This window comes from Brevibacterium moorei, assembly GCF_024580735.1.
In the GTDB taxonomy this organism is placed as follows: Bacteria; Actinomycetota; Actinomycetes; order Actinomycetales; family Brevibacteriaceae; genus Brevibacterium; species Brevibacterium moorei.
In genome coordinates, this window is the sequence record NZ_JANIJX010000032.1 from 17,012 (window position 1) to 28,460 (window position 11,449).

The 11,449-nt window shown below is 65.8% G+C and carries 14 protein-coding genes and 1 pseudogene; 11 read left to right on the forward strand and 4 right to left on the reverse strand.

Annotated features, from left to right (window positions below; translation table 11 throughout):
• Positions 1-3: 3 nt before the first annotated feature.
• The 10 genes from NQ034_RS14795 (at position 4) to NQ034_RS14840 (ending at position 6,538) form a co-directional block, all read left to right on the forward strand.
• Positions 4-708, forward strand: a complete 705-nt coding sequence (locus NQ034_RS14795) for a hypothetical protein (protein ID WP_257049792.1) — start codon at positions 4-6, stop codon at positions 706-708.
• A complete protein-coding gene (locus NQ034_RS14800; protein ID WP_257049794.1) occupies positions 705-1,571 on the forward strand; it encodes a hypothetical protein in 867 nt (288 codons plus the stop codon). Before NQ034_RS14795 ends, NQ034_RS14800 begins: the two co-directional genes overlap by 4 nt.
• A complete protein-coding gene (locus NQ034_RS14805; RefSeq protein WP_257049796.1) occupies positions 1,568-2,335 on the forward strand; it encodes a bifunctional DNA primase/polymerase in 768 nt (255 codons plus the stop codon). The genes NQ034_RS14800 and NQ034_RS14805 overlap by 4 nt, the downstream gene beginning before the upstream one ends.
• Positions 2,332-3,816, forward strand: coding sequence for an AAA family ATPase (locus NQ034_RS14810; protein WP_257049798.1), 1,485 nt, complete (start codon positions 2,332-2,334; stop codon positions 3,814-3,816). The genes NQ034_RS14805 and NQ034_RS14810 overlap by 4 nt, the downstream gene beginning before the upstream one ends.
• The gene (locus NQ034_RS14815; RefSeq protein ID WP_257049801.1) at positions 3,813-4,055 is read left to right on the forward strand and encodes a hypothetical protein; all 243 of its coding nucleotides are present in this window, start codon (positions 3,813-3,815) and stop codon (positions 4,053-4,055) included. Before NQ034_RS14810 ends, NQ034_RS14815 begins: the two co-directional genes overlap by 4 nt.
• Positions 4,052-4,453, forward strand: a complete 402-nt coding sequence (locus NQ034_RS14820) for a hypothetical protein (protein ID WP_257049804.1) — start codon at positions 4,052-4,054, stop codon at positions 4,451-4,453. The genes NQ034_RS14815 and NQ034_RS14820 overlap by 4 nt, the downstream gene beginning before the upstream one ends.
• Positions 4,453-4,860, forward strand: a complete 408-nt coding sequence (locus tag NQ034_RS14825) for a helix-turn-helix domain-containing protein (protein WP_257049807.1) — start codon at positions 4,453-4,455, stop codon at positions 4,858-4,860. Before NQ034_RS14820 ends, NQ034_RS14825 begins: the two co-directional genes overlap by 1 nt.
• A 167-nt stretch (positions 4,861-5,027) precedes the next feature.
• Positions 5,028-5,381 (forward strand): hypothetical protein, encoded by a 354-nt coding sequence (locus tag NQ034_RS14830; protein WP_257049809.1) that lies wholly within the window; start codon positions 5,028-5,030, stop codon positions 5,379-5,381.
• 12 nt (positions 5,382-5,393) lie between these two features.
• Positions 5,394-6,065, forward strand: coding sequence for a hypothetical protein (locus NQ034_RS14835; protein ID WP_257049811.1), 672 nt, complete (start codon positions 5,394-5,396; stop codon positions 6,063-6,065).
• A gap of 146 nt (positions 6,066-6,211) precedes the next feature.
• Complete coding sequence (locus NQ034_RS14840; RefSeq protein ID WP_257049813.1) at positions 6,212-6,538, forward strand: hypothetical protein; 327 nt, start codon at positions 6,212-6,214, stop codon at positions 6,536-6,538.
• A gap of 430 nt (positions 6,539-6,968) precedes the next feature.
• Here NQ034_RS14840 and NQ034_RS14845 read toward each other — a convergent pair whose 3' ends face one another.
• The 4 genes and pseudogenes from NQ034_RS14845 to NQ034_RS14860 all read right to left on the reverse strand — a co-directional run.
• Positions 6,969-8,393 carry an L-lactate permease gene (locus tag NQ034_RS14845; RefSeq protein WP_257049815.1) on the reverse strand — a complete coding sequence of 475 codons (1,425 nt, stop codon included), beginning with the start codon at positions 8,391-8,393 and terminating at the stop codon, positions 6,969-6,971.
• Positions 8,394-8,445: 52 nt separating this feature from the next.
• Positions 8,446-9,153 carry a glutamine amidotransferase gene (locus NQ034_RS14850; RefSeq protein ID WP_257049816.1) on the reverse strand — a complete coding sequence of 236 codons (708 nt, stop codon included), beginning with the start codon at positions 9,151-9,153 and terminating at the stop codon, positions 8,446-8,448.
• Positions 9,150-10,517 (reverse strand): aminotransferase class I/II-fold pyridoxal phosphate-dependent enzyme, encoded by a 1,368-nt coding sequence (locus NQ034_RS14855; RefSeq protein ID WP_257049817.1) that lies wholly within the window; start codon positions 10,515-10,517, stop codon positions 9,150-9,152. The genes NQ034_RS14850 and NQ034_RS14855 overlap by 4 nt, the downstream gene beginning before the upstream one ends.
• A pseudogene (locus tag NQ034_RS14860) lies at positions 10,507-10,647 on the reverse strand (YggS family pyridoxal phosphate-dependent enzyme); the annotation flags it as partial. The gene NQ034_RS14855 and the pseudogene NQ034_RS14860, both read right to left, overlap by 11 nt.
• Positions 10,648-10,831: 184 nt before the next feature.
• On the opposite strand from NQ034_RS14860, the gene NQ034_RS14865 reads away from it, so the two are divergent.
• On the forward strand, positions 10,832-11,299 hold the full coding sequence (locus NQ034_RS14865) for a GNAT family N-acetyltransferase (protein WP_257049818.1): 468 nt from the start codon (positions 10,832-10,834) through the stop codon (positions 11,297-11,299).
• The last annotated feature ends 150 nt before the right edge of the window (positions 11,300-11,449 follow it).

The window sequence follows — 11,449 nt, forward strand, 5'->3', positions numbered from 1 at the left end:
GCAATGGACACCAACAAGCCTACCGAGAACCAAGACGGCACGACACCACTCGACCGGATCAAAGCACGATTCCAAACGATCATCGCGCCGCCGGCCGAGCTGGGCACACGACCCGACGACACAGAAGAAGGCGTGTTCTATCCCAAGGCAGTCCGCGGCGAATACATCGGAGACGACCGCATACTCGTCACCCCGGCCGCCGAACTGAAAGTGTTCTCTGACATCACCCTGACCGGTATCGCAGCCCCGAGCGCCAACAGCATTGACGCGATCCTGACCGAGTTCGCACGACGCCAACAAGACGGGTGCCTCACCCTTGGAGCGCGATTCGAACTCTACAGTTCCACACCCCTGAACTCACCCATGTACGGCATCAGGGACAAGGTGAAGTGCCCCGACTGGTGCGACAACGGGCCCGACTGCTGGTACGGCGATGAACAGCTGTACGGCGCCGGACTCGAACACGAATCCACCGCGGACATGATCCGGTTCGGAGACATGGAAGCCGCCACGACGATCCGCCTGTTCACCACATACGCGGACTACCGGAACGACCCCGAGGCCGCGATCATGATGAACGTCAGCCTGGACAACACCATGCGTGGCCGCGGGTTCAGCTTCGACGCGACCGCCGGCGACATGCGCACCCTGGCGGCCTTCCTCACCAAGGCAGCCGACCGTCTCGAATCCGTAGGCGGTGAAGCATGAACACCACTTATGCGCCACACCCGGTAAAACGGCAGCGCAGGACTCAGGCAGAACTCGCAGCCCTGGACGAAGCGATCCTGACCGCGTGCCGGCTGGAAAACCCATTGACGGTCCGCAGCTGCTTCTACCGTGTCGTCAGTGCCGGGGGAGTAGAGAAGACCGAGCGGGGTTATGCCGTCGTTCAGCGGCGCCTACTCAAGCTCAGGCAGGAAGGCCGCGTGCCCTACACCTGGGTCACGGACGCCGGCCGTGCCCTGTCCTACCCGCTGGCCTACCATTCCCTCGCCGACCGGCTCAACGGCATTGTTCAGAGCTACCGCCGAGACCTGTGGGACTTCCAGCAGACCGCGGTGATCGCACTCGTTGAGAAGGACGGACTGTTGGGTGTCGTCGATCCCGTTGCCGACGAATACGGCGTGCCTCTGGGCGCGACCAAGGGCTACGCTTCCGAGTCGTTCAACTGGGAAGTAGCCGACCGGATCAAACGATTCGGGCGCCGACAGGTGCATGTCTTCAACATCGGCGACCATGATCCTTCCGGCGTGAATGCGTGGGAGTCCTTCTGTGCCAAGACACGCGACTTCGCCCCGCAGGCGGACATCGTGTTTCAGCGGATCGCAGTAACCCCAGAGCAGATCGAACAGTACGGTCTACTGACCAGGCCCACGAAGAAGACGGACAGCCGGGCGAAGGCATTCGAAGGTGAGTCCGTAGAGGCCGACGCGCTCAGCCCATCCGACCTCAGGGGCATCCTCAGGACCGCAATCGAATCGGTGATCGACCACGACAAAGTGGCCGAGGCCCTGGCGATCGAGCAGGCCGAGAAACTGCAACTGCAGACGTTGATCGAAGGTGCCGAATGAACACGATGCTAGACGCGGCCCTCGAACTGGCAGGGCAAGGCTGGAAAGTGTTCCCATGCATCCCCGCCGGCCCGAAGGCCAAGGCACCCTTGACGACGAACGGTTTCCACGACGCGACCACTGACCCGGACCAGATCAGGACATGGTGGGGAATGCACCCCGGCGCAATGATCGGGGCGCCCGTGCCCGGGTCTGCGATCGTGCTCGACGTGGACCCCCGACACGGTGGAAGTGCACAAGCTCTTGTGGCAGCACTGGGCGGCACTCTGCCACGGACATTGACCAGTGTCAGCGGCCGCGGCGACCAAGGTCATCACCTCTGGTACCGCCACCCCGGCGGGCCTCTCTACAGTCGCCACCTGCCCGAGGGTGTGGACCTGCGAGAGGGTGGCCGGCACTACGTCATCATGCCTCCCTCACTCCACCCGGCAACGGGACGACCGTACCGGTGGGCACCCGCCCCGACTGGGCTCGCCACCCTGCCGCCGGCCGCGATCGCCAAGCTACGACGCCCGCAGGCCCCGCCCCGCGATACCGCCCGGCTCGCGTCCGCAGCAGCCGCACAGGGGCTCGTCGGAGTCGTGGCGCAGGCAGCAGAGGGGGAGCGGAATCAGAAGCTCTTCTGGGCAGCCTGCAGGGCCTTCGAACGCGACGACGAACATACCGTGTCAACCCTCTTCGACACCGCCCTCAGGATCGGGCTCAGCGATACCGAGGCCGCCCGAACAATCGACTCAGCACGACGACAGACAGGACAGAAATGACTCAGATTCCGCAGGCACCCGCCGACGTGGCACCAACCCCCGTGGAATCCTCCTTCACCCCGCAGCTTCGCCCCTACCGCGCCCTGAACCTGCCACCGGCGCCGACGTGGCTTGCACGCGGCTGGATTCCCCGCGATGAGATAACCGTGCTCGTCGGCGCCGAGGGCATCGGAAAATCGCTGACGTGGGTCAAGATCGCGGCTCACATCACCCGAGGCAAGGCATTCGAACCGTTCGGCCTCCCCGCCCGTGAACCGGCTGATGTTGTCGTCATCGCCACGGAGGACTCCATCACGGAGGTTGGGGCCCGGCTCGAACTGGCCGGCGCGGACATGAACCATGTCATCGTGTTCAGCGCGGCCGACGACGGCAGCGGATCACCTATCTTCGGGGATTCGATCAACACGGGGGACTTCGCCCGCCTGGACGCCGAGCTGACAGACCGTGATTCGTCGCCGGCGTTGATCGTCGTGGACGCATGGTTGGACACCGTGCACGGCAACCTCAACATCCGCGACACGCAGCAAGCCCGATCGGCCCTGCACCCGTGGAAGGAACTCGCAGCCCGCCACCACCTCTCAGTAGTGCTCGTCACGCACACGAACCGGCAGGACACGGGCAATACCCGCGATCTCATGGGTGGCACCGCGGCGCTACGGCAGAAGGCACGCATGGTCCTTTTCGCGGCCCGGCCCCACGATTCGGAAGACCCCGTGCTCTATATCGGACCGGAGAAGTCGAATACCACGGGAATGGTGAATGCGGTCCAGTTCTACATTCAGCCGGAAATCGTTCGCGAACCCACCGACGATGATCCGGGGACCGCGGCAAAACTTATTCGGGCACAGATCACGACCGCGACAATTCGGGATCACGTCATGGAATGGCGGAAGGAGGAAAAGCGCGCCGAGCGGAAACCGACCGCCGCAGAGGAAGCGGAACAGGCAGTGCGCGACTACATGGAAGGGAAGGAGTCGGCCCCGTCGAAGGAGGTCAAAGAACACCTGCAGGGTGAGGGGTACGGGCGTCAGGCGGTCAACACGGCCATGAACAAGTTGGGGTCTGCGAAGCGTGAAGGACGTGGCGGGTACGTCTACCGCCTCACTGAACCTTTCCAAGGTTTCCAACCTTTCCACCTTTCCAGTGACACCCCGGAGGTTGGAAAGGTTGACGAACCAGTGACCTGCGACACGATTCCGGACCTTTCCAGTCCCCACCGTGTTACTGGAAACCTGGAAAGGTTGGAAACCTTGGAAACCTCACCCGACCCCACACCTCCCCAGTCTCGGCACTCCAAGGGTGTGTCACTGCCAGGCGCCAACACTGCCAACACTGCCGAGACGGCCCAGCACGAACGGCAGACCCTCGACACCCTCCCCAACACCACATGCACCCAATGCGGGACCACGATCAAAGGCCGCTACGCGAAACTCAACGGCCACACCTGCCCCGCCTGCAAAATGAAAGAAGCCGCGAAATGATCCCATGCACGACCGGCCACGTCCTCATCATCGACGACGACAAAACCGGAACCCGATACAGCTATCCCGTTATCGCCTGGACCTCAGACGGCGAACCCCTCATCGTCGGAAAAATGGAACTACTCAGGCCCGGACAAATACCCGGAAAGAAAATGCTCCTCTCCACCAGCGAAGCATTCAATTCCCAACTCCGCGTCGAACCCCTCGACCAGAACACCCAGAAGGAGACCCACCAGTGAACCACGACGACGAACGCTACTCAGCCGGCGACATCTACGGCAGCCTCCACCAAGAGGGCGGGCCCCGCATCATCCCGTCCTACGACCGCAACGGCAACATCGCCGGCCTACTCAACATCGACGACGTGCAAGCCGGGCTGAGCACCATCACCAAGGCCGCTATATCGGGCTTGTTCGACACAGACCGGTGGGACATCGCCGACCGACTCATGGAAGCCCGCCGGAGCCTCAAAAACACCGGAGACGACGCCCTGTTCGAACTGGCCCCAATCGCTTCGGTCATCGACCTTGTGCAGCACTTGCAAGACGTGTGCCGGCTAGTCGAAGCCCAAGGCATCCCGGCCAGGGCGAAGCTCCAAGAAATCTATGACGTGACCAGGACGGGGGAGACCAACTGATGACTCATATCCCGCCCCTGTCGGCGCCCGTGCATGGTGTCGCCGCGATCTGGCTCCACGGAGTCCTGAAGACCCGTATTCCGGAAGTCCAACGCGGCAACTACCCCGAGCCGGTCAAGCACGCGATTGTGATCATGGCCGCGCAGGTTGAGGAAGCCGCCCGCGCAGCCGTCGCCGCCCGCCCCGCGCTCGTAGAGACCGCGTTGGAAACACCCCCGGAGTTCACCGGCGGTATGACGACCGTGGAGGCGGCCGAAGCCCTGGGAACGACGGCACGCACAGTGCAACGCTGGTGCGAAGCCGGACTGCTCGAACACCGTATGGCCGGCCGACAGTACCGGATCGACCCCGCCAGCGTCGCCGCCCGGACGATACGACACCCGGACGAAACCAACCTGGCAGCCTAGACGATGTGAGGCCGTTTTCGGTCTTGTTTTCGGCCTCACATCCTCCTTGGACGTGCGGAAGTTGGGTCTCCGATCTTCTTGTGTGCTTCCGCCTCCAATACCGCCCCGGCCCCCTGGAAAAGGGCCGGGGCGGACCCATATCCCCACCACAGAATCGAGACACTCCAATGCTCACATTCGACGCACTCATCGACCAGCTCACCACCATGCGCGACAACCCCGACCATGGCCGCAGCGCAGACGAACAAGCCGCAGAGGCAGCCGTCGCGGAACTCTTCGCCGAAGGCCGCCTCTCCCGAACCCGGCGCATCAAAGAAGCCGGCACACCCCACCGTGATCGCGGCATCACGCCCGACGAAGCCACCGCCATTGTCGGCGCCCTCGCCCACGGAGTCGAAGGCTGGACTCCCACCGAAGGCCGCACCACCGAATCCGCCCGCTTCGGCTACCGGCCCACCCAGACCGTCACCGAAGCCGACGTTGACGCGGCAATCGCCAGCCTCGTCAACCTCAACAACTGAGGGGAACGTCCGATGACTACGAAGACCAGTCCCGTCAACCGGGCCCGCAAAGCCGTTGCCGACGCGCACACCACCACCCAGGCCGCCGCCGAAACCGTCACCCAATGGCAGGCAAAGGCCGAAGCGGAAACCGCGGAAGCCGCGCAACTCGAAGCCGACTCCGGCACACTCGTCCTCGACGGGGAAGACCCCGCCGAAATACAGGCCAAGATCGCCGAACACCGGTCCGCCGCGACCATCGCGACGAACACCGCCACCGCAGCGCAGGCCCGCCACCGTGCCGCCCTGCGCATCGAACTTGGCGCCGAAGCGGACCTGCAAGAGGCAATCGCCCGGGACTACGACCAGCAGATCGCCGACTACGACCGGAAACTCGAGACCCTGCTCAAGCCGATCCGGGAACTCGCCGGCGTCCCCGGAACGTTCGAACCCGACCCCGACTACCGCGACCGCCGGACCGAACTCGCCAGGGAACGCTACGGCGCCAACCGGGAACAGGCCGGCATCCGCGCCTACCTCGCCTGGGTCGCCCAATCACCCCGCCCCAACCGCACGTTCAGCCACCTGGAAGCGTACCCCCACGACCTATGGCCAGACGTCCGCGGCAAAGGCCTGGGCATGATGTCCGGGCGCATCCTCCCCGACAGTGTCTATTCCGCCTTCCCGATCCTGGGGGAAGTATGACAGCGCAGGGCGACCACGGAGGCAAGAACAGGCCCGACCCCGCAGCCACCACCAGGCGCCCACCGGTCGTGCGTGCGAAGGGTGACCCTATGGACGTGGGCCGTGAATCGGGACCATATGGAACAGGTGACATTTCAGGGTTGCCTATGGCTGAGGTGTTCAGTCGGATCGAGGACGGCTATGCGCGGATTGCCGCGCTGGTCGAACACGTGGATGTGGACACGGTGGACACACAAGATGTGCGGGGCCTGTTCAAGGCGCAGTCCGTGAACTATCAGGTGCTGAAGGCTCTTCGGTCGAAGATCGAGGCGCGGGACGGGCTTTCGACCGATCAGTTCTATCGGCAGAATGTGGTGACGCCTGGGCAGTTGGCGCGGATCAGGTCGAAGCTTGAGGCGCAGCGTCGGCAGGTGGAGGCGGAGATTGAGATGATTGCGAAGCTGCAGGGCCGGGACGGTGTGGGGGAGTCGTAGGCGGCTGTGGTGTGTGGGGCCGGGTATCCGAATGGGTGCCCGGCCTTTTTGTCGTCTGTAGAGCCCCGGTGCGAAGTCTGCGAAGTCGGGTCCGCATTTCAAATGCGACCTCATCAGCTGTGGGCGTCTGGCCCATAACTGCCCTACCCGCGGCCTTGAGGGCCGCACGTGCGGTCTTGAGCACCGCGGGTGCCGGCCTGGTGTGTTGCCCTCTGCCGTAGACCTGACTCGCCCCACGTTTACTCATCGTTTTCAACGGAATCCCACGGAAACTAGCGGCATATCAATGGGCGATCGAATGCCATTGTGCCCCGAGAATCCGGGGCGGGTGCAAACCCACGGAAACCAGCGGAATCAATGACTTCACATCGGTTCAGTGTGGGTTCGAGTCCCACTGGGGGTACCACGTTCGCCCGCCGGGCGACCTCGCTCAGGCCGCGCAGTACACCACGATCCCCAGCAGTACTGCCGCGGCCAGCACACTGCCGATGAGCACACGAGTTGCCGTCGTCGGAAGCTTCTGTCCGGTGGGCAGGGCGACTCCCACGGCCAGGGCCACGCGCGGGGGAGATGCGATGATCGCAAAGGACCCCGCGACGTTCTGCCCGGCCAGGGCCACAACCGGATTGGCCCCGACCCCTGCGGTGGCACTGGTCGTGGCCGTGGAAAACATCGCGGCCGCCCCGGTGTTCGAACCGGTGAGATAGCCGCCCAATGCTCCGATCGCCGGCACCAGAGCGGTGAAGAACGGGCCGATGTGTGCGGCGGTCCCCGCTAAGTCCTCGGCCATCCCGGTCGCCGCCATGATGATGCCGATGAGCATGAAGCCGATGGCATTGGCGGTGATCGGCACCCACGCCACGAGGCACCGTCCGGCCACGCGCACCCGCCCGCGCATGGCCCCGGGCACGGCGGACAGGGAAATGAGCGCCGCGAGGATGAGCCACACGGCGGGATTGGCGATCAGGGTGAGCAGGCCGTCCTCGATGCGCGCGGTCAGTGCCGCGGAGGCGAGCACACCACCGACCAGAACCCCGTAGGGCAGCAGCGCGCGTCCGAACCCCCGGTCGATGCTCGGCAGAGTGCCGTGGGTCAGCCGGGCGACCACCAGCAGGCCGATGATGACGACTGCCGAGGCCACGACCCCGGCCGGCGGCGTCCCGACTACGAGATTTGCCCCGGTCAGCGCCGCCCATTCGAGGACGATCACGAACCCCGCCAGCAGCACCTGCCGACCGGTGGGGCGGCCGATGACGACGGCGGTCGCCACGATCGCGCTGACGATGAGCACGGGCAGGGTTAGCAGTGCGGACCAGATACCCACCTGGTGGAAGTCCTGACCGCCCAGTTGGGCGGCGATGAGAGTGCCGGGGCCCAGGGACCCCCAGGGCACCAGGACCAGCCCGAGCAAGCCGGCGACGACCGCTTTGACGGGGCTCAGGCCCAGGCGGATCAGCAGTGGGGCGGTGATGACCACACCCAGGCCGAAGCCGGTCACCGACTCCATGAACGGGGTGAGTCCGAAGATCAGCAGGAACAGGCTGATGCTGCGGTCCTCACCCGATTCGGCCGCGGCGAGCCACTCGGCGATTCTGTCCTGGGCGCCGTTGCGGGCGGTGGTTTGGGCCAGCCCGACCCCTCCCAGCAGGATCAGGGCGACCTCGATGAGCGTCGGACCCATATTGGCAGCGGTAGCCCCCAAAGCTGAGCCGCTCAGCGGGAACGCGAGGAGGCTGCCGGCCACCGCTGTGACCAGCCCAGCACCGGCGGCCCACAACGAGGGCACACGACAGACGAGTAGGACCAGGACGACCAGGATCGGCGCCAGAGCGGTCAACAGCCTCAGTATCTCCACGTGTGCAAACTCCTTCGTGCTCCTTCTTCGTGCGAATCGAACGGCCGGCGGGTCAGTGGCCGAGGCCTGCCCGGTCGAGCCAATCCTCGATCACCCGACCGGCGGCTGCGGCGAGCCCGGGTCCATACCGCTGTGCGTCCGCGCGGATCAGCTGCGGGTCGATCCCGGCGCCGGCGAGTTCATGGGCGTGGCCGATCAACCACCGCTCGATTTTCTCCGGCTGCGCTTCGAGGTGGAACTGCAGTCCCAGCACGGCCGGGCCCAAGGCGAAGGCCTGCTGGGGGAAGCCGGGGGTCTCCGCCAGCCGCTCGGCACCGTCGGGGATGGCGAAGACGTCCCCGTGCCAGTGCAGCACCGGCACACCGTCCAGGGGCGCCAGTACCCCGGCTCTGCCGGCGGGTGTCAGGGTGAGCGGGGAGTAGCCGATCTCCGTGCGCCCGCTGGGGGTGACAGGGGCGCCGAGTGCAGCTGCCATGAGCTGTGCGCCCAGGCAGATCCCCAGAGTCGGCAGTCCGGCCTCCAGCCGGGTGGCGATGGCGGCTCTCTCCGCGAGCAGGAACGGGTACTGGCGGGTCTGGTAGGCGCCGATCGGCCCGCCGAGGATGATCATGAGGTCCGCTGCGAGCGCCTCGCCGGTGCTCAGCTCGTCTACCCCCGCCTCGCGGTAGACGATGTCGTGGCCGCGTTGGCGCAGCAGGAGTTCGATGATGCCGAGGTCTTCGAAGGCGAGGTGACGCACGACCAGGGTGCTCTGAGTCATCGGCGGCTCCTATCGGGGTGGGCGGGTTCAGTGCCACGGGCATCTGTCAGGGCATCGGCAAGGGCGTCGGCCAGGCTCTGGGCGGAGGCCTCGTCGAGGTCATGGATCGTCAGGCGCAGATGGCGCGAGGGGGCGGAGGCGGTCAGGGCGAACTCGTCGCCGGTGCGGGCCAGCCAGCCCTTGCGCATCAGCGCTTCGTGGGTGGTGCGGGCCTCGCATCCGGTGTCGAGCCACAGGTTGAGCCCGTCGCCGGCGCAAGCGGGGATGCCGTGTCGTTCCAGGAGTGCGGCGAAGGCGCGGTTGCGTTCGGCGTAGTGCTCACGGGCCCGGTCTATCGCAGCCTGGGTGTCCGCGTCGCTCAGGAGGCCCAGAGCCAGGCGTTGGAGCAGGTGGCTGACCCAGGTGACGCCGGGGGCCAGGCGTGCGCTCAGCCGTTCCGTGGTCTTCGGATCCGCGGCGATGAGGGCCAGACGCAGGTCGGGTCCCAGGAACTTGGAGACCGACCGGACCAGGGCCCAGCGCTGGTGCTCGGGCCCGACGATACTCTGGTAGGCGCTGGTGGACAGGCGGGAGAAATGGTCGTCCGCGATCACCAGCACATAGGGGTGGTCCGCGAGTACGGCCCGGAGTTCGGCGGCGCGCTGGGCGTTCAGCGAGGCCCCGGTGGGGTTGTGGGCCCTCGGCGTGCACACCACGGCTCTGGCCCCGGACCCCAATGCCGCGCGCAGCCCGTCGGGAGTCAGCCCCTGTTCGTCGACGGCCACCGGCAGGATGCGGTAGCCGGCCAGCTGGACGGTCTGCACACTCGTGAGGAAGCAGGGGTCCTCCAGAGCCACCGCATCCCCGGGAGTCAAGGCCTGTGCGAGCAGCCGTTCGACCGCGTCGACCGCGCCTGCGGCCAGGGACAGGTCGAAGGACCGGTCCAGGTCCTCGCCCAGCCAGTCGGTGGCCCAGGCGGCGAGTCCGGGGTCGATCACCGGCGCTCCGTAGAGGACGGGATCGCCGGCCGATTGCGCCAGTGCCGGTCGCAGGTCCGGCAGGAGGTGCGGATCGGGGTTGCCGTTGCCGATATCGCGCAGCACGGTGCCGGGGGAGAAGCCCTCGGTCGCGGTGGGCTGGTTCCGTGCGACCGAGGTCCCGCCTCGGCCCCGGGTGACCGCCAGGCCGGATACGGAGAGCCGCCGGTAGGCCGATAACACGGTGTTCCGGTTGACTTCGAGGGTGTGGGCCAGGTCCCGGGCGGGCGGCAGCGCATCCCCGGCCTGCAGTCTGCCGGAGTCGATGAGGCCGCGGACGCTGTCGACTATCTCATCGGCGGTGCGCCCGGAGATCTGTGGGGGTGCAGCGGCGGTCTTATTGCGCATCTGCACTCCCGCCCGGCCAGTAGTAGCTGTCGGGAGTGCTGCGCGCTCCGAAGATCGCCTGGCCCACCCGCACGACGTCGGCGCCCTCCTCGACGGCGAGCTCATAGTCGCCGGACATGCCCATGGACAGCAGACCGGGGCCGATGATCGACCATTCGATGCCCGGGTCTGCAAGGGCCGTGTGCTTGCGGGCGGCCTCCTGCACACTCGATTCATTTGGCATAGGTCAAAAGATATCACGGGCCCGCGTGTCTTACGGTATGCCGGAGTGACGGTGTGGTCGACGTGGTGGAATGACCGGGTAGCATGAGCGCATGTCCGCGTCCCCTGTTATCGAGGCGGCAAGGCCGTCGGATGTCCCCGCTATCCGCGCAATCGTCGCGGCGGCCTATGGCCAGTATGTCGAAAGAATCGGTCGGGAACCGGCGCCGATGAATGCGGACTATGCAAAGCTCGTCGGGGATGGGCACGTCGTCGTCGCCCGCCGCGATGGCGAAGTGGTGGGCATGATGGTCATGGAGCTTCACCCCGACCATCTCCATGTCGCCAATCTGGCGGTCGACCCGAAGATCCAGGGCTCCGGCGTCGGCTCGCTGCTGTTGACATACGCGGAGCACTGTGCGCGGTCGCAAGAGCGGCCGGAGATGCGTCTGTACACCAATGCGAAGATGACGGAGAACCTTGAGTACTATCCGCGGCGCGGGTTCCGTGAAACGGGTCGACATTCGGAAGACGGATTCGATCGGGTCTACTTCACCCGCGAGCTGAGGACCGAAGTCTGACGGGCGGCACGGCTGAGACAGTGCGTGATGCTCCTATAGGTTGTCAAGCCCGGTCGTGATCATGGTGGTGGTGATCGACCATGGCGAGGTGGCCTACGCGGCGAGCAGGTATTCACGGTAGGCGATGACGAAGTCATCGTCTCGGCGTTT

Excerpts from the sequence above, each read along its gene's own strand:
- NQ034_RS14795 (WP_257049792.1), top strand. The coding sequence starts at position 4 with ATGGACACCAACAAGCCTACCGAGAACCAAGACGGCACGACACCACTC.
- NQ034_RS14800 (WP_257049794.1), top strand. The coding sequence starts at position 705 with ATGAACACCACTTATGCGCCACACCCGGTAAAACGGCAGCGCAGGACT.
- NQ034_RS14805 (WP_257049796.1), top strand. The coding sequence starts at position 1,568 with ATGAACACGATGCTAGACGCGGCCCTCGAACTGGCAGGGCAAGGCTGG.
- NQ034_RS14810 (WP_257049798.1), top strand. The coding sequence starts at position 2,332 with ATGACTCAGATTCCGCAGGCACCCGCCGACGTGGCACCAACCCCCGTG.
- NQ034_RS14815 (WP_257049801.1), top strand. The coding sequence starts at position 3,813 with ATGATCCCATGCACGACCGGCCACGTCCTCATCATCGACGACGACAAA.
- NQ034_RS14825 (WP_257049807.1), top strand. The coding sequence starts at position 4,453 with ATGACTCATATCCCGCCCCTGTCGGCGCCCGTGCATGGTGTCGCCGCG.
- NQ034_RS14830 (WP_257049809.1), top strand. The coding sequence starts at position 5,028 with ATGCTCACATTCGACGCACTCATCGACCAGCTCACCACCATGCGCGAC.
- NQ034_RS14835 (WP_257049811.1), top strand. The coding sequence starts at position 5,394 with ATGACTACGAAGACCAGTCCCGTCAACCGGGCCCGCAAAGCCGTTGCC.
- NQ034_RS14840 (WP_257049813.1), top strand. The coding sequence starts at position 6,212 with ATGGCTGAGGTGTTCAGTCGGATCGAGGACGGCTATGCGCGGATTGCC.
- NQ034_RS14850 (WP_257049816.1), bottom strand. The coding sequence starts at position 9,153 with ATGACTCAGAGCACCCTGGTCGTGCGTCACCTCGCCTTCGAAGACCTC.
- NQ034_RS14855 (WP_257049817.1), bottom strand. The coding sequence starts at position 10,517 with ATGCGCAATAAGACCGCCGCTGCACCCCCACAGATCTCCGGGCGCACC.
- NQ034_RS14865 (WP_257049818.1), top strand. The coding sequence starts at position 10,832 with ATGTCCGCGTCCCCTGTTATCGAGGCGGCAAGGCCGTCGGATGTCCCC.